Genomic DNA, 21,888 nt, shown 5'->3' on the forward strand with positions numbered 1-21,888 from the left:
ACGGCCTACACCTTCACGGTGACGGCCACGAACGCCATCGGCACCTCGCCAGCGTCGGCGGCCTCGGCGCCGGTTACTCCTGCGACCGCGCCTGCAGCTCCTAGCGGGCTAACAGCCACCGCCGGGAATGCCTCGGCGACCGTGTCGTGGACGGCTCCGGCCAACGGCGGTTCTCCGATCACCTCCTATGCCGTGACCCCGCATGCGGGTACGACCACCCTTGCTCCGGTGACGGTGACGGGCAATCCGCCTGCGACGACGGCCACGGTGACGGGTCTGACGAACGGGACGGCGTATACGTTCACGGTGACGGCCACGAACGCGGTGGGCACCTCCCCGGCGTCGGCGGCCTCACCGCCGGTCACTCCGACGGCAACAACCACGTCGACCATTGCCAACGGCGGGTTCGAATCCGGGCTGACCTCCTGGACCACCGGCGGGGTCAGGGCACCCGTTGCCTCCACCACGGCCCACACCGGCAGCGGCTCGGCGCTGCTGGGCCTGGCGTCGGGAACTGAGCCTCTGGGTGACAGCAGCCTGGCCCAGACCATCACCGTGCCGGCCACCGGGACGTCCACGCTGTCCTTCTGGTACCAGCCCCACACCGCGGACGACGTATGCAGCGGCACCACCTGCCAGTACGACTGGATGGAAGCCCAGGTCCGCAACACCACAGGCACCACTCTGGCCAGCCTGTTCAAACTCTCGAGCAACTCCGGCACCTGGACCCAACTCACCGCAGACCTCTCCGCGTACAAGGGCCAGACCATCACGCTCTGGTTCAACGTCCACCTCGACGGGGCCAGCCCGGCCGATGACACCTGGATGTACCTTGACGACGTCACCCTCACTAACAGCCCAACCACCGCGACGGCGCCTGCCGCTCCTTCGGGGGTGACAGCCACCGCCGGGAACGCTTCGGCCACCGTGTCCTGGACGGCGCCGGCTAATGGTGGTTCGGCGATTACTTCCTACGCGGTCACCCCGCACGCTGGCACCACGGCCCTGGCTCCGGTGACGGTGTCCGGCAACCCGCCGGCGACGACGGCGACCGTGACAGGTCTGACGAACGGCACCGCTTACACCTTCACGGTCACGGCCACGAACGCGGTGGGCACCTCGCCGGCGTCGGCGGCCTCGGCACCGGTCACCCCCACGGCAACAACCACGTCAGGCATTGCCAACGGCGGGTTCGAATCCGGACTGACGTCCTGGACCACCGGCGGCGTCAGGGCACCCGTGGCTTCGACCGTTGCCCACAGCGGAACCGGCTCGGCACTGCTGGGCCTGGCATCGGGAACGGAGCCTTTGGGTGACAGCTCCCTGGCCCAGACCATCACCGTGCCGGCCACCGGGACGTCCACTCTGTCCTTCTGGTATCAGCCGCATACCGCGGATGACCTATGCGGCGGCACCACCTGCCAGTACGACTGGATGGAAGCACAGGTCCGCTCCACCAGCGGCGCCACCCTTGCCAGCCTGTTCAAACTCAGCAACAACACCGGCACCTGGACCCAGCTCACCGCCGACCTGACCGCGTATAAGGGCCAGACCATCACGCTCTGGTTCAACGTCCACCTGGACGGCGCCAGCCCGGCGGATGACACCTGGATGTACCTCGACGACGTCACCCTCACCAACGGGTGAACACTCCGCCCCTCCTAACTGGACGCGGGTTGGGCTGTGAGCCATTCCGCGTCATCTACGAGGTCCATGGTGGTGAGCCGCAGCCACAACCAGAGCCGCTTCTGCGGGTCTTCTAGATCGAGGTCAAAGTCCTTGGCCAAGCGTGAGATCCGGTAGCGAACCGTGTTGTTGTGCACGTGGAGGCGGCCCGCCATCGCGGAGATGTTTCCCTTCGTGGCCATGTAGGCCCGCAGGGTGTCCAGGTAGTCGGTCTGCTGTTCGGAATCGTAGGCCTGGATTCTTGCGATGTCGTCGAGGTCGGCAAATCCGTTCTCGCGAATGAAGGTGCCGATCTTCAGGAGATTCAGCGGGATCCTGTAGTCCTCGAACAGCCCCACGGAGGGGACGGCCGCGCTGGGGACATTCGTCTTGGCCGATTTTTGACGCAGCAGGTATTGGAGTGTTTGGAGGGCTTCCGATCTGGATCCGGGCAGCGCCTCTACGCGGGCTGCGATGCCGCCGACGGCCGCGATGAGCGGATAAGAGCTGATGGTGTGGGCGTACGCGCTGATTTCCTGGACCACGCGCCGATGGATTGCCCTTGAGGTAGCCCCGTCGGAGGGAAGAAGTGCGTACACCACCGAGTCAATGAGGGCACTGTGGCTGGTGTTGAACTGTACGTTGCAGACGGTGGTCACCAAGTGCAGCAGCCGGTGGATTTCCCGCACCGATTCCAGGCTCCCGGTTTCCGGGCGGACGATCGAAAAGGCCGCGACGGCGAGCCCGCCGGAGGATTCGAGCCCGAGTTGAGCCGCGGCGAAGGGCGCGTGTCCCGGGTCCTCCATGAGCGTCCGGATCAAGTCGCCGTTCCGGCGTTCGCCGAAATCGGACGCAGATCGGGCGTGGAGCATGTGCAGTCCAGCCAGTGGCGCCATCCTGTCGAGGGCCTCCAAGGCTGCCTCCCGTTTGTCTGCGCCCGGGTCGATGATCCAGATCGAGCCGAGCAGTTCTCCGCCGGCCCTCACGGCCAGTGCCAGCCGGGCCATCTCATCATCGATTGCCGGGATTAGCACCGCACCCGCGGCTGCGTAAACGATTTTGAAGTCTGCATCGAAGGCCGGAGGTCTGATCTCCTGCAGGGAGAGGGTGGTGACACGGCGGAGCTCGTCGATGGGCTGGCCGGGCAGCGTTGAGTAGCCGAGGATCCTGCCGAGGGGATCGACAATACTGGCCGCACCATTGGTGATTGATGCGGCGGCGTTGGCGAAGGCGTAGAGGTCCCCGAGCCGGACCCCGGACACGGAATCCGCTGCCGCGCCTACGACGGATGCCCTGGCCAGCGCCACAAGCCGCGTCCAGTCCGTTTTGTCCGGCGCGATGAGCACGGCAAGGTCGTGGCGGATCGCGGCGGACCGCAGTTCCTCCAAGGGCGCTCCATGTGCCTTGACGATCACTGCAGCTGAGTTGCTGTTCGAGGCCCGGTGAAGCAGTTGGTCAAAATCCGGCGAACCGCACGCAAGCCCGACGGCGAGGATGATCCGGCCATCAATGTTGGTCCACTCGTCCATGGGGTCATACATGAGTACGTCGGAGACGGGATGGCCGAGGTTGTCCGGGGTGGGATTCGCGTGAACCAGATCGGCCTGCATGAGCTGGATGCAATCGGACAATCGCACCACGGCGGTCTGGAGATCGGGCTCTCCTTGCCGCTTTTCCTTCGTATCCATGCTTGGAAGATATCACAAGCTGGTGGCGAATCTTATGGAGGAATCAACATGTAGAAGCGGCGAGATCTACATCACTATTGAGGAAGGCGCCAAACGAGATTTCCCCAAAAACAGAGGAACAGAAAATGAGATTCAAGGACATCAAGGCGCTGGCCTCGGTGCGGGGACCGGCCCGGTCCGTGTCGGAGCGGCTGTCCCGACGATGCTACAGCGTTGACGACATGCGGAAACTGGCCGCGAAACGCCTTCCCGGAAGCGTGTTCGATTACATCGAGGGCGGCGGCGAGGACGAGGTCTCCCTGAGGCGCAACAGGTCATCCTTCGATGACTGGGCCTTCCTCCCGAAGTGGGGCTCGGTGGAGCATCTGGACCTTGGCTCAACGCTCTTGGGCGGTCCGGTAGCGATGCCGCTGACGCTTTCGCCCACCGGCGGCACCCGGCTCTTCCACCCCGACGGCGAGACCGCCGTCGCCCGCGCGGCAATGGAAGCTGGCGTCCCTTACGGGCTCGCACACCTCAGCACGACCACCATGGAGGATGTCAGTGCAGCCACTCCAGGCCTTCGGCGATGGTTCAATATCGAGCCCACCGCCGATAAGGGCCTGCTGCAGGCCGTTCTGGACCGGGTCTCGAACGCAGGCTATGAGGCGCTTCTGGTCAACGTCGACTGCCGGGCCATTGGCCACCGGGAGCGGGACTACCACAACGGATTCACCGCGCCGCCGTCGATCAAGCCCAAGACCGTCATCGAAGGGGCATTGCACCCCAGATGGGCCCTTGGATTCCTGGCCAACGATGCGATTGCCTTCCCGAACCTCGACGCCGAAATTCCCGAAGGCCCGCTCAGCAGCAGCCCTGACATGTGGCGGACGCTGCTGGCAGGATCCTACGAACCGACGGACTGGGACGATATCCGGGACCTGAGGTCGCGCTGGAACGGTCCCATCATCCTCAAAGGCGTGGTCAACCCCCAGGACGCCGTCATTGCCGCCGAACTCGGAATCGACGCCATCCAGGTCAGCAACCACGGCGGCCGGCAACTGGACCACATGGCCTCGCCGCTGGACGTCCTTCCCGACATTGCCGAGAAGACGGCCGGCCGGCTTGAAATCATCGTCGACGGCGGCATCCGCCGCGGCTCCGACGTCGTCAAGGCTATCGCCCTCGGCGCGGACGCCTGCTCCATCGGCCGCCCCTACCTCTACGGACTTGCGGCGGCCAGCCAGGCCGGCGTCGCACACGTTTTGAAACTGTTCGCCGCGGAAATGACACGCACCATGATGCTCCTCGGAGTCTCCACGATCCAGGAACTCCGGGAAGAAGGCCGCGGCCTGATCCGGCACCGCAACGAAGCGTTTCCAGGCATCACCCCCACCACAAACCCCGAGGCCCAGATGGCCTACATAGAAACGAGGTCCTCCCGATGAAATTCCCAACCATCAACTCCCGCACGGAACGCTCACGGCTCGGTGTCCCTGCCGCTGTCGTAACGGCAACGCTGTTGCTGGCCGTCACCGCATGCGCGCCAACAACATCCACCGCTTCGGCAGCGTCGCCGGGCGGGACGGCAGGGCAGGACGCGAGCGCCCCCGCACTCGAGGTCAACCAGGCCGCAGCGCAGCTACTGCCTGAATCCATCAAAGCGTCGAAGGTCCTGCGGGTGGCCATCCCCACCAACGAGCCGCCGACCCAGTTTTACCGGGAGGGTACGCAGGAGATGACGGGGGCGAATCCTGACGTCGCACGCCTGATCGGCCAGTCGCTCGGAGTGAAGGTCGAAATCCAGGTGGCCAATTTCGATTCCATCATCCCCGGGATCGCCGCCGGACGGTATGACATGACCGTCTCCTCGATGACCCCGACGGCGGAGCGCATGAAGGTGCTTGATTTCGTTGACTATATGCAAATGGGCAGCACCGTCGCCGTCGCGAAAGGCAATCCGCTGGCGGTCAATGAAAAGTCCCTCTGCGGCAAGAAGGTGGGCGTTCTGACCGGGTCCTACCAGCTCACGGTCGATGTCCCCGATTTCGACAAGACGTGCACGGACAGCGGCAAGGACAAGATCCAGACCAACGAGTTCCAGGACACGCGGCAAGCCATTTCGGCCCTGACCAGTGGAAGGCTCGACGCGGCGCTGGCGGATTCGCCCATCCTGAACTTCGCTGCCACCCAGAACCCGCAGATCGAAATCGCCGCCCAATACAGCTTCACGCCCGTCAGTGTCGGCATTCCGAAGGACTCGGGCCTGGTCAAGTCCGTCTCCGCTGCCCTCAACACCGTGATCAAGAGCGACTCCTACCTCAAGGTCCTTGGGAAGTACGGCCTTGCATCCAGCGCCATTACCGACGCCCGCGTCAATTTCGCCCAATAAAAAGGTGACCATCATGCAGCAACACTCTGCCCCCGAAATCACGCAGGACGCGCCGTCTGCGCCTGGTGACTCCATCCCCGTGGTGCCGCTCAGGCACCCGGTGCGCCTCGCCATCGCGATCGTCCTCATTCTTGTCGCGTTCAGTGCCGCGTGGGACGTCGCGGTAAACCAGCGGTACCACTGGGACGTCGTCGTCTCCTATCTCTTCGCTCCGCAGATCATCACGGGCGCCGGGCTCACGATCCTCCTCACGGTGGTGTCGATGAGTGTCGGCATCGCCCTTGGTACAGTCCTGGCGATCATGCGGCTTTCGGCGAACCCGATCGTGAACACCATCAGCCGGGCCTACATCTGGTTCTTTCGCGGCACACCGCTGCTCGTGCAGCTCATCTTTTGGTACAACATTGCCGCCTTGTATCCGGTGATCGCGTTCGGGCTGCCGTTCGGAGGCCCATCCGTGGTGCTCGGATCGGCGAACGTGCTCGTGTCCCCGCTCGGCGCAGCCCTGCTTGGGCTGTCCCTGAACGAGGCCGCCTACATGGCCGAGATCATCCGAGGTGGCATCGGATCCGTGGATAAGGGTCAATACGACGCCGCCCGGGCACTTGGAATGAACGGCAGCAAACTCATGAGCCGGGTCATCCTGCCGCAGGCGATGCGCGTAGTTCTCCCGCCGACCGGCAACCAGGTCATTTCGATGCTCAAAGGCACTGCCCTGGTCAGCGTCCTGGCCATCTCGGACCTGCTCTATTCGGCGCAGATCATCTACGCCAACAACTACCAGACCATCCCGCTGCTCATCGTCGCGAGCCTCTGGTACCTGCTCATGACAACCATCCTGAGCTTCTTCCAAACCAAACTCGAACGACGGTATGGCCGCGGCTTCGACGCTGCACCGCGACGGACGCGCCGGCTAAAGACAAGGACAGCACGATGAGTACCGCAATGGTGGAGGCCCAAGGAGTCCGCAAGAGCTTCGGCTCGACGGAAATCCTCAAGGGCATTGATCTGAAAGTTGAACGAGGCTCCGTAACTTGCCTCATCGGTCCGTCCGGCTCCGGGAAAACCACCTTCCTTCGATGCATCAACCACCTGGAAAAGGTCGACGCCGGACGCCTGTACGTCGACGAACATCTGGTCGGTTACTCCGAGCGGAACGGACGCCTCTACGAAATGAAGGAACGGCAGACTGCCCGTTCCCGACTGACCGCGGGGATGGTCTTCCAACGCTTCAATCTCTTTCCGCACATGACCGTGCTGGAAAACGTCGTGGAAGCGCCGGTACACGTCCTGCGCCGTCCCCGGAACGAGGTGGTCGAGGAAGCGCAGGCGTTGCTTGACCGGGTAGGGCTTGGAAACAGGGGACATTCCTACCCCCAGGAACTTTCCGGCGGGCAACAGCAGCGGATCGCAATTGCACGTGCACTGGCCATGAAACCCAAGCTCATGCTGTTCGACGAACCAACGTCGGCGCTGGACCCGGAGCTCGTTGGCGAAGTGCTCGACGTCATGAAGTCCCTGGCCGAAGCCGGGATGACCATGGTGGTGGTCACCCACGAGCTCGGCTTTGCGCGCCAAGTCAGCGACCAAGTGGTCTTCATGGACCAGGGCGTGGTTGTTGAAAGCGGCAAGCCGGAGGACGTCCTGGGCAACCCGCAACACGAACGTACCCAGGCGTTTCTCTCCAAGGTCCTCTAAGACATCAGCAATCCCGGCCTTCGCGCCGGTCCCAGAAAGGAACCAGTCCAATGCTTCGACAGCAGGTAAGCACCGATCTCGCCCCCAGCCCGGCCGGGCCCTACTCCCAGGCAATCGTTGCCAACGGCTTCCTATACACGGCTGGCCAAACACCGCACGACCCCATCACGGGGGACACCGTGGGAACCACCATCGAAGAGCAGACGCTCCAGGCCATGAACAACCTGGGCGCGGTCTTGGACGCGCACGGGCTGGAATTCTCCGACGTCGTCAAAGCAACGGTGCACCTGCACCACCCGGGCAGGGACTTCGCGGGATTCAACGCCATCTACGAAAAGTTCGTCGAAAACCCGTACCCGGCCCGGACTACGGTGGGTTCGTTCCTAGGCGATTTCCTCGTCGAAATCGACGTTGTCGCCGTCGTGCCCTAGTTGGCCTCGAGGATTTTCTTGAGGTTCTCCAGGTCCTTGCGCATGGCCATGCGCATCATTGGCGCCATGACGATGCCCGCAAGCGCGGAAAACCCGGAGGGCTCGCCCGTGTTGCGGAGGGTCATGCGGGTGGCGCCTTTCTCATCGGACCAGGTGTAGGTGGTCCGCATCGGGAAAGGACCTTGGCTGGTACGCATGGTGAGTTTCTCTCCCGGAACAAGCTCGGTGAATTCGTAGACATAGTCCAGATTGCGGCCCAGGAATCGCGCGGTGAAGGCAACCCGGGATCCGACAGCCAGGGGCTGCGGAGTCTGCCACTGTGCAGATCGTATGTTCACATACCAAACTGGCGCATTATCCGGGTTGGAAGCATAGCTCGCTACGATCTCACGAGGCCGCTGGATGAGTATTTCGGTCTGGACATTCACCATGGTTGTTCCTCCGCGTGGGTGTGGCCTTCCAGTCAAAGAGTACGTGGTGGCTGCGAACCTAACTCGCGGGGCCGGCCTCTTCGGGGTGGGGTTCAATCTCCACGTAGTAGATCGCCCCTGCACCAGGGGTGTGAAAGCGGTGTGAGGCGTGGCGGATTGGCCGGTAGTCGTGTCCGAAGGGGTCGCGCACAGTTGCCAGCTCAAGATGATCCAGCCCAGCGAGGAAGCCATCGACGTCCTTGAGCGTCGCCGGGTGCGTTTCCTCTCCTCCCACGTCCAATACCCATGTTGAGTTGGCGGCTTGGATGGCGAGTTCAAGGGTCAAGGTTTCAAATATTCCAGCCAGAAGGGCGTCCAAAGTGGTGGGGTAGAGGCGGAGCAATCGATGCGCCTGCGGGTCCCGGCGCCGGTCGTTCATCCATGCCTGGCGGAGCGAAGTGAATTCCACCCGGCCGAACGAGGAACCCAGCCTTAGCTTGCGGTCCTCTTCCAACGTCAAACGGAAGTCGTTGCCCGCGCGGTCGAGAATGCTGGCTGCTTCGTCAATGTACTCCATGTCTTCGAGCATCGTGGCCTCGGACGGGTAGTAGGTGAAATCACCTTGGTCATCGACCACGACGTAGTCTTGAGTGCGCGCGCCCGAAGGCTCGGCGTCGTGGGCCTTTCCTGTGTTGAGGTCAATCCGTTCCATGGTGAATTCAGCTCTCTACGGAGGGTCGGCTCGAAGCCCGGATGGCGGGTGCTTCCGCTTTTCATCAGACCACCAAACGGGGCCGCCGTCATCGGTCTTAATGGTTTCCTTACGCCGGCTGGCGGAGATTTAGCGCTCTCTTAACGCGTGGCAACAGCGGTGGGACTTCGGAGGGGATGCACAACGACCCGCCGCGGCTTGTTCTTTGTAACAGTCGACCTCAGCGTGTTCTGAATTACGCAACAATGGCATGTTGTTATTACAGTTAGGTTTGCCTTGCCTACCAAGGCGCTGCTCCCCAACTGCATCTCCCAACTGTCCCGGTCCCGGCCGGGACCTCGAAAGGCCCCCATGAAATTCGGCATCAAACCCGCTACGGCCCTTGCCGCCGCCACGGCCACGCTGCTGGCACTTTCGGCGTGCAGCGGCTCACCCAGCGGAACCGCAACCGGTAGCTCCGGATCCGGTGCGGCGGCATCCGGCGACGGCATCGTCGTGTACAACGCGCAGCACGAAAACCTCACCGGCGCATGGGTGGACGCCTTCACCAAGGAAACGGGAATCAAGGTAACGCTCCGCAATGGTGACGACCTTGAAATGAGCAACCAGCTCACCGAGGAGGGCAAGAACTCTCCTGCGGACGTTTTCCTCACGGAAAACTCCCCGGCCATGGTCCGCATCGCTAGTGCCGGCCTGCTTTCCCCGGTAGATCAAGCAACCCTCAGCCAGGTCCCTTCGCAGTACCGGCCCTCCACCGGCGACTGGACGGGCATCGCCGCCCGCTCCACCGTGCTGGCCTACAACAAGAGCAAGCTCACTGCTGACAAGCTCCCCAAGTCCTTGATGGACCTCTCCGATCCGGCTTGGAAGGGGCGCATCGGCGCGTCCACCGGCGGAGCGGATTTCCAGGCCATCGTGAGCGCGATGCTTGCGCTCAAGGGGGAAGACGCAACCCAGAAATGGCTGGAGGCTGCGAAAAGCAACTTCAAGTCCTACAAGGACGACACTCCGGTGCTCGCGGCTGTGAACGCCGGCGAGGTCGACGCGGGCGTCCTATACCACTACTACTCTTTCGTGGACCAGGCCCAGACTGGAGAGAACAGCAAGAACGTTGATCTCGAATACTTCAAGAACCAGGACCCTGGTGCGTTCGTCAGCGTCTCGGGCGGCGCTGTCCTGGCCTCAAGTAAGAAGCAGGCCCAGGCCCAGCAGTTCCTGAAGTTCATCACGGGCAAAGCGGGCCAGCAGGTCCTCCAGACCGGTGACTCCTTTGAATACACGGTTGGCTCGGATGTGCCGGCCAACTCCAAGCTGGTGCCTCTCAAGGATCTCCAGGCACCTTCGGTGGACCCCGCCAAGCTCAACAGCGAGAAGGTCACCGAGCTGATGACCAAGGTCGGGCTCCTCTAGTTCCCGGCATCTTGTAGTCCTTAGGGCCGGCTTGCTGCTGCAGGCCGGCCCTAGGCAATAAATCCTCAAGATTCGGCGCGCCCGGGAACACCAAGACCCCCGAAGATCCTTGCGCCCCCGAACCCCGCACCGTAGGTTTGAGGAAGCGGACGTATGCGTCCGGGGGCATCGGGTTTGAAGCCGATGGTCAGTCAGATTCAGAGAAGGAACATGGCCGTGGCAACAGGTATTGTCAAATGGTTCAACGCCGAGAAGGGTTTCGGCTTCATTGCCCCCGACGACGGTTCGGCGGACGTCTTTGCCCACTACTCGGCAATCGCCTCGAGTGGGTACCGATCACTGGACGAGAATCAGCGGGTCCAGTTCGACGTCGTGCAGGGCCCGAAAGGCCCCCAGGCGGAGAACATCCAACCCCTGTGAAGCTAGGGCACTTTACCTAGGGAGTTCTGCCAGCAGACGGCCCCACCTCGGCGCAAGCAAGGGGGCTCCTGCAAGCTTGAGGCAGTGCCACAACGTCACCGCTACGGAATCCAGCACCGGCACCCCTGTGGATTCCTCCACCTCCGCGGTGATGTTGGCTCCGTAAAGGTTTGTGCACAAGTAAATAAGAGCATCCGGGTTCGAGGCTGCAAGTTCCAAGGACCCGGGCAGCATCTCCGCGTCCGTGACCCGCGCGAAGGATTCGTTGTTTCTCAGGTCCAGGTGGCGGTGATCCACCGTCTTGATTCCTTCGCGCGCGTAGGACTCTATGACGGCTTGATTGACGTCCCCGGTGTACGGCGTGAACATGCCGATCCGCTCTGTGCCGAACGTTTTGAAGGCTTCCAGGTACGCCAGGGTAGACGTCGTGGCGGGGATTCCCGTGGCTTCGGTGATTTCCCGGACCAGGGCCTCGTCATGCGCGGCGCCGAGCCAGGAACCTGAGGTCCCGTTCCACGCGATCACGTCCACTTCCGCCGTCGCAAGCAATCCGGCTGCCTCCCGCATGACGGCAGAGTCGAACTGCTTGTCCGAGGAATCATCCAGCGCAATCCGGGTGACCGGAATCCGCGTGGAATGGATGGTTACGTCCTGCCGCTCCCCGAGGATGCGGTAGCTCTGCGGCTCCAGGCAGGTGTTGGACGACGGCACGATCATGCCGATGCGGGTGGGGCGATGTGCGGAAGGCATGAGGCTCCTAAGCAGAAACGGTGGTGGGAACGGGCAGCGATTTTCGAACGGACAGAGCGTCGCGGTGTGCGGTGAAGCCGTCGCGGGGCACGAAACGGCCCACAGGGCCGGGATCGTGGAAACCGCCGTCGTCGATCACTACGCGTCCGGCGGAGACGACGACGGCGGGCCAGCCGCTCAGCGTCTTCCCTTCGAAAGGCGAGAAGTCAGTCCCCATGTGGAGGGCGCCGCCGTCGACCTCGCGTTCTTCGGCGGGATCAAAGACGAGCAGATCGGCGTCGAACCCGGCCGCGATGGCACCCTTGCGTGGCACGGCATTGATCCGCGCGGGACCCGCTGAGAAGACCTCGACGAAATCCTCCACGGAACTGCTGGACGCCATCGCCGTGAACGTGACGGGCATGCGGGTCTCGACGCCGGGCAGTCCGTGTGGCATGAAGCGGACGTCGTCGGTGCGCTCGCGCTTTTGCGAGAGGTCGTAGCAGGAGTGGTCCGAGGACACGGTGTGGATGGCTCCGGCCGTGAGGCGTTCCTTCAGTGCGGCGACGGTTTCAGCGCTGCGCATGGGTGGGCAGCACGCATACCATTCGGGGAAATCGCTGCCGTAGACGGTGTCATCAAGCGTCAAGTAGTGCGGGCACGTCTCCGAGTAGGCCTCCTGGCCACGATTGCGGGCCTCGCTGACAAGATCCACAGCGCCGGGGGTCGACTGGTGCACAAAATAGACGGGCGCTCCGGTGTACTCGGCCATTGCCAGAGTCTCTTTGACGGAGATTTCCTCGGCGAGTTCGGGCCGCGTGGAATGCAGGTGCTCGATGCCGATCCGGCCATCCGAGGCGTGCTGCTCGGTGCAGTCGGCAATGATGGGATCGTGCTCGGCATGGATATAGGTGAGTCCGTCCAAGCGGACCATTTCGCGCATGACCTTCAGGATGGTGTCGCCGTCGGCCATGGTGGAGCCGCGGTTGGTGGTATACATCTTCACCGAACGGACGCCCTCGGCGGCGAGCTGCTCCAGCTGCCACGGCACGGTCTCGTCCCAGCTGACCACGGACCCGTGCAGCGCCACATCGCAGCGGGACTCGGCGGCCAAGCGCTTCTTGTTGAGGACAGCATCGAGTGGGGATTCCTGGGCATCGCGTGGAATGCCGAAGTCGATGATGGTGGTGGTGCCGCCCCACAGGGCCGCGATAGAGGTGGTGCGGTAGTCGTCCAAGGTGCGGAAGCGGCCGGTCACTTGGGCCACATGGCAATGGCCGTCAACGCCACCCGGAATGACCAACTTGCCGGACGCATCGACAGTGCGTGCAGCCGCGGGGACCGGTTCGGCGGCGTCGATCAGCTGGGCGATGCGGCCGCCGTCGATCACTACATGGGCGGCCTGCCGGCCAGTGTTATTGAAGACAGTGCTGTTGACCACGGTGCCGTGGGCGATGACGAGATCGGGAATAGTCACGGTTGTCCCTACTTTCCGGCTGGAACGGCGGCGATGGCTGTATTTGATGTAACTGAGGCGCTGACGGCGGCCTGAATGGCGGTCAGGGCGGCGTCGAGGTTTTCAGACAACCCCCGGCGGTGCTTGACCGGCGGCGGCGCAAACGCGCCCTGGCGGTGGAAACCGGACTGCAGCGCCACCACCGCTTCGGTCATACGGATTCCGGCGGAGATCCCGTCCACCACGGGCACGGGGATCTGTCCTTCAAGCTCGCGCGCTAATCCCGCAAGCGGGGCACCTGCAAGGATGACGACGTCGGCGCCGTCCTCCGCGACGGCCTGCCGGCTCAGCGCCAGCAGGGTTTCCTTGAAGTCCTGTTGCACCGTGCCGATCCCGTTGAGGCTCTGGTTGATGGAGCGGATCGAGGCGAGACGGCTTCCAAGTCCGAAGTGCTCCACGCAGTCCCGGTACCAAGCCGTGATGCGGTCGGAGATGGCAATGATGGAGAAGCGTTGGCCCTGCAGGGCCGCGGCGCAGAGGGCGGCCTCCGTGATGCCGATGACCGGCACGTCGCAGAGTTCCTTGAGGGCGGGCATTCCAGGATCACCGAATGCGGCCACCACGATGCCGTCTATGTGGTCCGCTGCCGGATCGCCGCAGTGCTCCGCGATGATTTCGGCGACGGCGCCCGCTGCGATGAGGGCTTCGAAGCGGGTCTCGATGTATTCGACACCATGCCCGGCGGTCCGGACGATCAGCTCGGTGTCCGTGCCCGCCGAGCGGCGGGCTTCGGCGTCGATCAGCGCAGTGACATCCTCGCTGATGTTGGGATTGATGACTAGCAATTTCATGTTCGTTTGCCTTGCAATTTGAGTTCGGTGGCGGGCGCGTTCTGGGGGAACTGCTCGCGGTACTTTCCAATGTGCGACGCCGATTGGGCGGCGGCGAGCTCGGGATCGCCGCTGGCGATGGCGGCGTAGAGATCACGGTGCTCCTGGATCAGCTCCGGCAGGTCGTCCACGTGGCGGAAGAGCCAGTGCATGCGGCCTTGGAGTGGCTCCAGCGCGGTGCGGAGAAAGTCATTGTTGGCGATGGCCGTGATGGCATCGTGGAATTCGCTGTTGGCCCGGTGGGCCTCGAAGATTGAGCCTTTGGCGAGGAAGCGATCTGCCTCGTCGAGGAGCCCGGCCAGGCGCTTGAGGTCTTTGTCCGTGGCGCGGGCTGCGGCCAGGCGGCAAGCGAGTACTTCGAGGGACTGGCGGACGTCGAACAGATCCTCGACATCTTTGGGGCTCAGCCCTGCCACTTCCGAGCCGCGGGAGGCCCGGTCCTGGATGAGACCTTCCTGCCGCAGCATACGGAGGGCTTCCCGGATGGGCAGCCGCGACACGTTGAATTCGGCGGCGAGGTCCCGCTCCACCAACCGGGTGCCGGGCGCATAGTGACCCTCGAAGATTCGCGAACGGATGGTGTCCCGCACGGATTCCCGGAGGGGACGGTCCGTGGTGGGGGTTTCATCTGCAATCAGCATCTTTGCTCCATTCGTGTTCTCTTGGGTCTTTGCGCCCGGCGTACCCGGAGGCGTCCGGCCATGCGGCGGTTCAGGACCGCACTGCCGGTCCGGTCAGGCGAGTTAGACCGGAAGCCGCTTGTTGTAGTTCAGGGTCAGGACGGAGACGCCCATGATCACCGCGGATCCTACAAAGTACAGCAGCGCCCAGGTGTAGGAGCCCGTGGCCCCGACAATCAGGCCTACCACAATCGGGGTGACGAACCCTGCGATGTTGCCGCTGAAGTTCATCGCACCGCCCAGGACGCCGGCGTTGGTGCGGCCGCCCAGGATGGCCGGGATGGACCAGAACAGGCCAACCCAGCGGAGGAAGAACAGAACCACGGACAGCAGAACAACCGCCGTCGTGGGGTCCGCCACGACAGTGACGCCGACCAGGCCGCCAACTACCACGATGCTCGAGATGCCCAGCAGGGTGCGCATGACCAGGTTGGCCGAGGCACCGGCCGCGCGCCACTTGTCAGCGATGGTTCCGCCGAGGATCTCACCGACGAAGCCTGCCCCGAAGATCACGAACGTGGACCAGCCGATGGTGTTCAGGTTGAAGTGCTTGGCCTGGGCCAGGTAGAGCGGGCCCCACGTCAGCAGGCCGTAGAACACCCCGTTGAAACCGAGCCAGCCGAAGCACATGGCCCAGAAGGAGCGGAACTTCAGGTAGGGGAGGAGGGCGCGTTTGCCCTTGACGCCGTCCTTCTTGGCCTCGGCGTCTTCCTCTGCGTGAGAGGCCTCGATGTAGTCGGCTTCGGCATCGTTGACGCCTTTGTGATTGCGGGGGTTGTCGCGGACGTACCACCAGACTGCCAGGCCCATGAGGGCCGTGGCGGCGCCGGCGATGATGAACGAGTAGCGCCAGCTGCCGGTGGAGGCGATGAGCCACGTGATGAGGATGCCACCCAGGCCAGCTCCGAGCGGCGCGCCTGCGTCAAGGATCGTGGCGCCGCGGCCGCGTTCCTTCTTGTGCATCCAGATGGCGTTGAGCTTGCCGCCGGCCGGCATGACGCCTGCCTCAGCGACGCCGATGCCCAAGCGGGCGATGAACATGCTCAGGAACCCGCCGGCCAGGCCGGAGGCAGCCGTAGCAGCTCCCCAGCCGACGCACGAGGCCGTGACGACCTTGCGGGGACCGAACTTGTCGATCAGCAAGCCGACTGGGATCTGCATGAGGGCATAGGTCCAGAAGAATGCTGAAAGGAGGAGCCCGACGAGCTCCGGTGCGAGGTTGAATTCCTTTTGGATGATGGGCAATGCGACGGAAATGGAGCCGCGGTCGATGTAGTTGACGGCTACCAGGATCAGCAGCAGGACGAAGAGCCTCCAGCGGACACTCGTGCGTCGCTGCACGCCGTCCTTGCCGGCTTTTTCTTCGTCTTCCGGGGCTATTGCTTCGGTGTTTTGGAGAGACACAGGTTCTCCTTCAGGGGGAGTTTGAGGAGCGGGGAAAGTCTTGAATTGTTGAGCTGGGTGCGGGTTGCCGCGGCAGCTGGACCCGCGCCGGCGGCAGCTGTAGCGGCCCGGTCCTCTTTCTGGGAGGAGGGTCGCTGCCGGTTCATTGAGTCCGTTTTGGGATCCCGCTTTGGGATCCCAAAATCAAAGTTAGATGTGACCCGGCGCACTGTCAAGGGTTCTGGTATACAAGATGAAAAAACAGAATGTGACCGACTGTGGTTTGTGCCGGAATCTAGGCGCTGGTTCTCCCGATGATGCAAGGGTGGGATACCGGAGCGATACCGGAGCGATACCAAGGCCCGTCGGGGTGCGCGTGGGATACCGGAGCGTCGCAGGCGGACGCGCCCGCCGACGCGCTGCCTGCCTGGCGACGCGCTGTCTGCTTGGCGACGCGCAAATGGCTGGGGGATGCGGAGAAAGCTTGGCGAGGCGCGAATACCCGTGTCGCCGCGGAATTCCCGTCTCGCCAGGGAATTCCCGTGTCCCCAGATGTGAACAGCTAGCTCGGGTTGAGGTCGGCGAGAGCCGTCAGCGCTCGTTCAGGATGTTCCGCGATGCGGTTGAGGACGTACAACCACCATTCGCCACCGAAGATGACGTACTCGCGCGTCCGGTAACCGTCCCTGTGGAGCTGGTCGAGAAGGTTGGTCCCCAGCCCGAGGAGCATCTCGAATTCGATCGCGTCGGTCTTCAGCGCCTCGCCGTGCCTGGTGATGAGCGTGTTGATGAGCGCGTCGTCGTGGGTTGCGAGGGACAGCGGGTGGCCGGAGAGGACGAGCTGGTTTGCAAGATCGAGGTAGGCGGCAGTCAGTTCGGCGCTGTTGCGGGGGTATGCGACGGACTCGGGTTCAAGGAACGCGCCTTTGACCAGCCGAACGGTACCCGGGTGGCGCAGGACCCGCTCGAGGTCTCCCGGGGTGCGGTGCAGGCGCGCTTGGAGTGTGATGCCGACGCGCGGAATCTCAGCCGCGAGCTCGTCGTACAGGTCGAGGACAAGATCGGTACGGTCTGAGCCTTCGGCCGAGATCATCAATCCTGTTCCGAACGGTTCAGTTATTGTGGCGAGCCGGCGTACATGGTCCATGGCCAGATCACGGTGCACGAGTGCGCCCAGGTGGGATAGATCAAAAGAGATAGTGCTCGGCAGGCCGGACTTCCCGAGAGCGGATCCCAAATCGAGGAACACCCCGGCTTCCGAGCGTGCGAGGTCAGCGTCGCGCACGCTCTCGCCGGCGTATTCGATGCTGGCCGCGTGTCCGCGGGCAACTGCCGCTGCGGCCACTTCGATGGCGTCGGCGGTTGTGTCCCCGGCCGAGTATCGCCGTGCCACTCGCGAAGCCATCGTCGCGAGGCCAGGCGAGGACATGACTTGTTGCTTCAGGTCTTCATCCAATGCCCACGCCCGGAGGGTATCGGCAGCACGCTCGAGATCAATCTTGGTATTCACCCGACTAATGTCTCACGTCCACGGCGCCCATCCCGACACCGCCCCTCGAGTCAAGGTCCAGGCTCAGCCCGGTCTTTGGATTCGGCGCTGCGGGTGTGCGCCAGGATTTCCGCCAGCTCGGCCAGCCGATGTGCACGTGCTGATTCCGCCGGCGTGAACGGCTCACCCGGCCGGGAAAACAGGAGCGGTCCATGCCACGCGGTGGGAATCTTGAGGAGCGTCGTGGAAGGCCCGACGGCGGAGCCCGCCTCGGCTGCCGAACCTTCGGGTTCCGGGGTGACGATTTTCGCCGAGAGAAGTTCTGCGACCGCCAGGGACAATTCGTTCGGGTTGTCGGCGATCCGGGCGGCGAGGCTCAGCGCCTTGGTCTGGCCGTCCGCCATCGTGAGTGCAGTGGTGGGCCACACGTGCGAATCCCGGCCGCCGCCGTCGTCGAGCGCTGCCAGCAGATCCTGCTCGCGGAGGTGACCCGGTGCGGAAAGTACGAATTCGTCCATGACGGCGCCGTCCACCGGGTGGACGTGGATGCTGAGGATGTTGATGTCTGTCCGGGCCAGGGACTGGGTAATCCGTTGGAGGGAGCCCGGCTGGTCACGGAGCACGGTCCTCGCCCGCCAAAGCGCCGGGGCGGAGTTGAGTTTCCGGCGGTGGCGGAGGGCCGGGGCATGGATCCAGCGCCGCAAGACCTTGGCTGCCGAGGGTTCGGCTACCCAGATCACCAGCACCGTGGCGGTAACGGTCAGGAGGAGCACCTTGGCCAGGTAAGGCAGATGCGTTTCAACCACAATGGCGTGCACAAGAAGTTCGATCGGCAGCATCACGGCTATTTGGGCCACTGTCACCCGGGCCTTGGGAGCCTCGGGCATCTGGCCGCACACCTCGCAGGAGAGCTCTGCGGTAGCGGGAGTCCTCGTGTTGGGCTTCATGGCACCCATCGTGCCCGAACCCTGTTTCAGGCGGATTGCGCCTGCGTCACGATCTTATACAACGCCGGCGCGGGTCAGTTCAGCGCGCTGGACGTGCTGAACTGACTGGCGAAGGACTTAGCCGGAGGTTTCCTTGTTGGATGCGGCAAGCTCGGTCAAGAGATCACGGATTTCAACCAGGAGGGCGGTGTCAGCCGGCAGCGGCTCGTCCTCAGGCTCTTCGATGGACGCCCGGCGCTTGGTCAGCTCGTTGATCCTGTTCATGGGCGCAACGAAGATGAAGTACACCACGGCGGCCGTGATCAGGAAGGTCACGAACGCGGTTATGACAGCGCCGAAGTTGACGAAGGTCTTCGCGTTGTCCGGCCAGATGGAGAAGCCCAGTCCCTGCGCGTTGACTCCGCCGGTGGCAGCGATGACCGGGTTGATGATGTTGGTTGTAAACGCTGCGACCAGGGCTGTGAACGCGGTGCCGATGACCACGGCGATGGACAGTTCGATGATGTTGCCGCGAAGAACGAAGTCCTTGAAACCTTTGAGCATGGAATATCCTCCGGTGGGTACGAGTGTCTGGCTCAAGCAGAGATCAAACTATCATTCCAAAGTTTCGAAGTGGTGTATCGGACGTAGCTTCGCTCGGTCAGCCCAGAAGGGCGCGGGTGTGGTCGTTGAGGAATATTCCGCGCGGATCGAACTCCCGGCGTACTTGGATGAAAGTGTCCAACTCGGGGTAGAGGCGTTCCAAACGGCTCCTGGTCATGAAATGGATCTTTCCCCAGTGCGCACGTGGCTCGAATTCCTGGAGCACCGCATCTGCATCCCGGAAGAACTGCCAATAGTCGGTCCCGGGTTCAGTGGTCAAGGTGATGACGGTGGTGTCGCGTCCTTGGAACTGGGACATGTAGCCTTCGTCGGCCTTCACCCAGCGAACCTCTACCGGGTATTTCTGGTCAGGGTGCTTGGTGCGGATCAGGTCCTGGACGGCCTCGACGGCGGCTAGTCCAACCTCGCTCGGCACAAAGTACTCGAGTTCATGGAACGGCGTGGTGAATCCGCCCGGGTAAATACGGTACGAACGGTCCAGCCGGGCACCTTCCGTGCCCGAAATTTCGCGCTCGTCCTGGATCTGCGCGATGTTGTACCGCTTGGTGTAGCTGCGGTTTGCCATGCTCAGGCCTAGCGCGCCCGGGAGGTCCAGGAGCTCGCACGAGCCTTCTTCCGGGCACCAGAGGAACGAGTAATGCCTGTTAGCGTCGATGTCGGACTGCCATGTTGCGGTGGTCTCGGCCCAAGTGGGGTACGTGATTTGTTCTTGCAGGTAGTAGCGGTCCTCAACCGCCAACTCCACCTCGAGGAAAATCCCGAGCGTACCCAAAGCCACCTGTGCTGCCCTGAGTTCGCGGAGCTGCCCCTCGCCGATTTCGACGATCTCGCCGTAACCATTGATCAGCTTCACCCAACGGAGGCTCGACGAGAAGCTCCCCAGATCCTTCCCGGAGCCGTGGGTGCTGGTTGAGAGCGCCCCCGCAATCTGCTGTTTGTCAATATCGCCTTGGTTGGCCAGCGCGAGGCCTTGCTCCCACAACGGATCACCGAAGGCATTGATGGTGGTGCCGGCAAGGGCCCTGGCACGACGCCGGACGGGGTCGGTTCGGGTGATCCCCGATAGTGCGGACATGTCCATCAGGACGCCCCCCGTCTGGACCAGCGGCGAGGACGAGTGCCCTGAGCCGACCGCCCGCACGGGCAAGCCTTCGCGGATCGCGAAACGAACGGCGTCGAGCGCTTCTTGTTCAGTCCGCGGCCGGACGGTGAAGGCTGGCGTGGCGCTCTGGTTCCCGCCCCAATTGGTCCAGGTGACGTCTGTTCCGAAAGGGGCCGGCGGGGTTGCCGCGCGTGGCGAGACTGATGTGTGGGGAAGGTTCGCGGTGGTCATTGCTAAGCTCCGTTGCTTGTTTGAACGCTCATGCGCCGTGGTTGATCATGACGTGCTTGGTGCGGGAGTAATCGTCCAGGGCGTAAAGCGAGAGGTCCCGGCCGTAGCCGGATCCCTTGAATCCGCCCCACGGTACCTCGCAAGCCAACACCAAGTGCGAATTGACCCAGACTGTACCGAAGTCGAGTTGCTTTGGAACGCTCAACGAGAGGCTTGAATCCCGGGTCCATACCGAGGCGGATAGTCCATAGGGGCTTTCGTTCGCCCGTGTGATGGCCTCTTCGGTGGAATTGAAAGTCTCGACGGTGACCACGGGGCCAAAGATCTCGTGGGTGGCAACATGCGCCCCCGCCGGGACGTTGCTGATGACCGTGGGTTCGATGAAGTAACCCGGGCCTTCCAACGCAGAACCGCCGATGGCCATGTGCAGGCCAGCGGCTCTTGCCTCGGCGAGTGATTCTTTGACGCGTTCGAAGTGTGGGCGGGAAATCATGGGTCCGATTTCCACATCGTCCCCTGCCTCCGGAGCCCCGACAACCAGGGTGCTGACTTCGCGCACCAGGTGTTCCGTGAACTCGGCAGCCACCGACTCGTGCACAAGAACGCGGCATGCAGCGCCACAGTCCTGGCCGGCATTCCAATAGCCGGCGTTTCGCACGCCAGCCGCGGCAGCGCGGAGGTCGGCGTCGGGAAACACAACAACCGGAGCCTTGCCGCCGAGTTCCAGATGGACGCGCTTGACTGATTTGGCCGCCGTCTCGGCCACGGCCTGTCCGCTGACAACGCTCCCCGTCAAGGCGACGAGGGCAACGTCAGGGTGTTCGGAAATCCGCTGTCCGACGGTCCGGCCCTGTCCCGTCACGACATTGAGGATTCCGTCCGGAATGCGTCCGGCCAGAAGCTCTGCAAGCTTGAGGGTCGAGAGCGGCGTCTGCTCGGACGGCTTGAGGACGATGCTGTTTCCGGCGGCCAGGATGGGCGCGATCTTCCAAGCAGCCATCAGGAGCGGGTAGTTCCACGGGGTGATGACGCCGACCACGCCCACGGGCTCCCTGAGGATCACCGAGGTGTGCCCGGTTGCATAGTCGCCGCCAGCCATGGACGTTAGCGTGCGGGACGCTCCGGCCATGAAACGGAAAGTGTCAATGGTGCTGGAGACATCGTCCTCCGCAACGGTTCGCGGCTTGCCGGTGTTGGCGGACTCGATGATTTCGAAGGCTTCACGATTGGCTTCAATGATGTTGGCGATAAGGTTCAGGACCTCGGACCGCTCCTTCGGTCTGGTGGCGCCCCAGGATTTCTGGGCCGCCACGGCTGCTTCAACAGCAACGTCAACATCTGTGGCTGTGCCGGCCTTTACGGAGGCGATGACCTGTTCAGTGGTGGGGTCTACGACATCGATGAGGTGGGCGGAGGAGCCCGGAACAAACGATCCTCCGATGAAGTGCCCGCCGGGAGGCAGAGGCAGTGGCAAGATGCCCGAGACGTTGTGGGCCGTAGGGGAGCTGTTGTCTTCGCTGACGCGGCGGACGGTGAACTGTTCGGTGTCAATGAGTGTCATGATTTTTCGCTT

Annotated in this window: 21 protein-coding genes; 8 read left to right on the forward strand and 13 right to left on the reverse strand. The window is 63.2% G+C overall.

The window, feature by feature from the left end; translation table 11 throughout:
• Positions 1-1,647 (forward strand): fibronectin type III domain-containing protein (locus tag OOZ51_RS20340; RefSeq protein WP_265981644.1); only part of this gene is annotated, 1,647 nt, incomplete at its 5' end.
• A gap of 14 nt (positions 1,648-1,661) precedes the next feature.
• Here OOZ51_RS20340 and OOZ51_RS20345 read toward each other — a convergent pair.
• The gene (locus OOZ51_RS20345; protein WP_265981646.1) at positions 1,662-3,353 is read right to left on the reverse strand and encodes a PucR family transcriptional regulator; all 1,692 of its coding nucleotides are present in this window, start codon (positions 3,351-3,353) and stop codon (positions 1,662-1,664) included.
• A 125-nt stretch (positions 3,354-3,478) separates the two neighbouring features.
• Here OOZ51_RS20345 and OOZ51_RS20350 point away from each other — a divergent pair, with 125 nt between their 5' ends.
• From OOZ51_RS20350 to OOZ51_RS20370, 5 genes are read left to right on the forward strand one after another with little or no spacing between them, the layout of a single operon-like run.
• The gene (locus OOZ51_RS20350) at positions 3,479-4,780 is read left to right on the forward strand and encodes an alpha-hydroxy acid oxidase (RefSeq protein WP_265981649.1); all 1,302 of its coding nucleotides are present in this window, start codon (positions 3,479-3,481) and stop codon (positions 4,778-4,780) included.
• Positions 4,777-5,724: an ABC transporter substrate-binding protein gene (locus tag OOZ51_RS20355; RefSeq protein WP_265981652.1), complete on the forward strand. Its 948-nt coding sequence runs from the start codon at positions 4,777-4,779 to the stop codon at positions 5,722-5,724. The genes OOZ51_RS20350 and OOZ51_RS20355 overlap by 4 nt, the downstream gene beginning before the upstream one ends.
• Before the next feature lie 13 nt (positions 5,725-5,737).
• A complete protein-coding gene (locus tag OOZ51_RS20360; RefSeq protein ID WP_265981654.1) occupies positions 5,738-6,661 on the forward strand; it encodes an amino acid ABC transporter permease in 924 nt (307 codons plus the stop codon).
• Positions 6,658-7,422: an amino acid ABC transporter ATP-binding protein gene (locus tag OOZ51_RS20365; protein WP_323054817.1), complete on the forward strand. Its 765-nt coding sequence runs from the start codon at positions 6,658-6,660 to the stop codon at positions 7,420-7,422. The genes OOZ51_RS20360 and OOZ51_RS20365 overlap by 4 nt, the downstream gene beginning before the upstream one ends.
• Before the next feature lie 50 nt (positions 7,423-7,472).
• Positions 7,473-7,853, forward strand: a complete 381-nt coding sequence (locus OOZ51_RS20370) for a RidA family protein (protein ID WP_265981656.1) — start codon at positions 7,473-7,475, stop codon at positions 7,851-7,853.
• On the opposite strand, the gene OOZ51_RS20375 is transcribed toward OOZ51_RS20370, so the two are convergent.
• Positions 7,850-8,284 carry an SRPBCC family protein gene (locus tag OOZ51_RS20375; RefSeq protein WP_265981658.1) on the reverse strand — a complete coding sequence of 145 codons (435 nt, stop codon included), beginning with the start codon at positions 8,282-8,284 and terminating at the stop codon, positions 7,850-7,852. The two genes, OOZ51_RS20370 and OOZ51_RS20375, sit on opposite strands and share 4 nt — an antisense overlap.
• 58 nt (positions 8,285-8,342) lie before the next feature.
• Positions 8,343-8,975, reverse strand: a complete 633-nt coding sequence (locus OOZ51_RS20380; RefSeq protein ID WP_265981660.1) for a hypothetical protein — start codon at positions 8,973-8,975, stop codon at positions 8,343-8,345.
• Positions 8,976-9,326: 351 nt separating this feature from the next.
• On the opposite strand from OOZ51_RS20380, the gene OOZ51_RS20385 reads away from it, so the two are divergent.
• Together OOZ51_RS20385 and OOZ51_RS20390 are read left to right on the forward strand one after the other, a co-directional pair.
• Positions 9,327-10,385 (forward strand): iron ABC transporter substrate-binding protein, encoded by a 1,059-nt coding sequence (locus OOZ51_RS20385; RefSeq protein ID WP_265981661.1) that lies wholly within the window; start codon positions 9,327-9,329, stop codon positions 10,383-10,385.
• 216 nt (positions 10,386-10,601) lie between these two features.
• Entirely contained in the window at positions 10,602-10,805 is a 204-nt protein-coding gene (locus OOZ51_RS20390) for a cold-shock protein (protein WP_035743560.1), read from the forward strand.
• Positions 10,806-10,817: 12 nt separating this feature from the next.
• Here OOZ51_RS20390 and OOZ51_RS20395 read toward each other — a convergent pair whose 3' ends face one another.
• From OOZ51_RS20395 to OOZ51_RS20440, 10 genes are all read right to left on the reverse strand, one after another.
• Entirely contained in the window at positions 10,818-11,555 is a 738-nt protein-coding gene (locus OOZ51_RS20395; RefSeq protein WP_265981666.1) for a maleate cis-trans isomerase family protein, read from the reverse strand.
• Positions 11,556-11,562: 7 nt separating this feature from the next.
• Positions 11,563-13,011 (reverse strand): amidohydrolase family protein, encoded by a 1,449-nt coding sequence (locus OOZ51_RS20400; protein WP_265981668.1) that lies wholly within the window; start codon positions 13,009-13,011, stop codon positions 11,563-11,565.
• An 8-nt stretch (positions 13,012-13,019) separates the two neighbouring features.
• Positions 13,020-13,841 (reverse strand): aspartate/glutamate racemase family protein, encoded by an 822-nt coding sequence (locus OOZ51_RS20405; RefSeq protein WP_265981670.1) that lies wholly within the window; start codon positions 13,839-13,841, stop codon positions 13,020-13,022.
• A complete protein-coding gene (locus OOZ51_RS20410; RefSeq protein WP_265981671.1) occupies positions 13,838-14,521 on the reverse strand; it encodes a GntR family transcriptional regulator in 684 nt (227 codons plus the stop codon). Before OOZ51_RS20410 ends, OOZ51_RS20405 begins: the two co-directional genes overlap by 4 nt.
• 102 nt (positions 14,522-14,623) lie before the next feature.
• A complete protein-coding gene (locus OOZ51_RS20415; protein ID WP_265981673.1) occupies positions 14,624-15,964 on the reverse strand; it encodes an MFS transporter in 1,341 nt (446 codons plus the stop codon).
• A gap of 541 nt (positions 15,965-16,505) precedes the next feature.
• Entirely contained in the window at positions 16,506-17,453 is a 948-nt protein-coding gene (locus OOZ51_RS20420; protein ID WP_265981675.1) for a proline dehydrogenase family protein, read from the reverse strand.
• Between the two features lie 50 nt (positions 17,454-17,503).
• A complete protein-coding gene (locus OOZ51_RS20425) occupies positions 17,504-18,379 on the reverse strand; it encodes an ACT domain-containing protein (protein ID WP_265981677.1) in 876 nt (291 codons plus the stop codon).
• A gap of 117 nt (positions 18,380-18,496) precedes the next feature.
• A complete protein-coding gene (gene mscL / locus OOZ51_RS20430; protein WP_265981680.1) occupies positions 18,497-18,922 on the reverse strand; it encodes a large conductance mechanosensitive channel protein MscL in 426 nt (141 codons plus the stop codon).
• 97 nt (positions 18,923-19,019) lie between these two features.
• Positions 19,020-20,315 (reverse strand): D-arabinono-1,4-lactone oxidase, encoded by a 1,296-nt coding sequence (locus tag OOZ51_RS20435; protein WP_265981682.1) that lies wholly within the window; start codon positions 20,313-20,315, stop codon positions 19,020-19,022.
• Between the two features lie 28 nt (positions 20,316-20,343).
• Entirely contained in the window at positions 20,344-21,876 is a 1,533-nt protein-coding gene (locus OOZ51_RS20440; RefSeq protein WP_265981684.1) for an aldehyde dehydrogenase family protein, read from the reverse strand.
• Positions 21,877-21,888 lie beyond the last annotated feature (12 nt).

This window comes from Arthrobacter rhizophilus (assembly GCF_026241105.1).
Taxonomy (GTDB): domain Bacteria; phylum Actinomycetota; class Actinomycetes; order Actinomycetales; family Micrococcaceae; genus Arthrobacter.

Coding starts and splice junctions, on each gene's coding strand:
- OOZ51_RS20345 (WP_265981646.1), bottom strand. CDS start 3,353: ATGGATACGAAGGAAAAGCGGCAAGGAGAGCCCGATCTCCAGACCGCC.
- OOZ51_RS20350 (WP_265981649.1), top strand. CDS start 3,479: ATGAGATTCAAGGACATCAAGGCGCTGGCCTCGGTGCGGGGACCGGCC.
- OOZ51_RS20355 (WP_265981652.1), top strand. CDS start 4,777: ATGAAATTCCCAACCATCAACTCCCGCACGGAACGCTCACGGCTCGGT.
- OOZ51_RS20360 (WP_265981654.1), top strand. CDS start 5,738: ATGCAGCAACACTCTGCCCCCGAAATCACGCAGGACGCGCCGTCTGCG.
- OOZ51_RS20365 (WP_323054817.1), top strand. CDS start 6,658: ATGAGTACCGCAATGGTGGAGGCCCAAGGAGTCCGCAAGAGCTTCGGC.
- OOZ51_RS20370 (WP_265981656.1), top strand. CDS start 7,473: ATGCTTCGACAGCAGGTAAGCACCGATCTCGCCCCCAGCCCGGCCGGG.
- OOZ51_RS20375 (WP_265981658.1), bottom strand. CDS start 8,284: ATGGTGAATGTCCAGACCGAAATACTCATCCAGCGGCCTCGTGAGATC.
- OOZ51_RS20380 (WP_265981660.1), bottom strand. CDS start 8,975: ATGGAACGGATTGACCTCAACACAGGAAAGGCCCACGACGCCGAGCCT.
- OOZ51_RS20385 (WP_265981661.1), top strand. CDS start 9,327: ATGAAATTCGGCATCAAACCCGCTACGGCCCTTGCCGCCGCCACGGCC.
- OOZ51_RS20395 (WP_265981666.1), bottom strand. CDS start 11,555: ATGCCTTCCGCACATCGCCCCACCCGCATCGGCATGATCGTGCCGTCG.
- OOZ51_RS20405 (WP_265981670.1), bottom strand. CDS start 13,841: ATGAAATTGCTAGTCATCAATCCCAACATCAGCGAGGATGTCACTGCG.
- OOZ51_RS20410 (WP_265981671.1), bottom strand. CDS start 14,521: ATGCTGATTGCAGATGAAACCCCCACCACGGACCGTCCCCTCCGGGAA.
- OOZ51_RS20425 (WP_265981677.1), bottom strand. CDS start 18,379: ATGAAGCCCAACACGAGGACTCCCGCTACCGCAGAGCTCTCCTGCGAG.
- mscL (WP_265981680.1), bottom strand. CDS start 18,922: ATGCTCAAAGGTTTCAAGGACTTCGTTCTTCGCGGCAACATCATCGAA.
- OOZ51_RS20435 (WP_265981682.1), bottom strand. CDS start 20,315: ATGACCACCGCGAACCTTCCCCACACATCAGTCTCGCCACGCGCGGCA.
- OOZ51_RS20440 (WP_265981684.1), bottom strand. CDS start 21,876: ATGACACTCATTGACACCGAACAGTTCACCGTCCGCCGCGTCAGCGAA.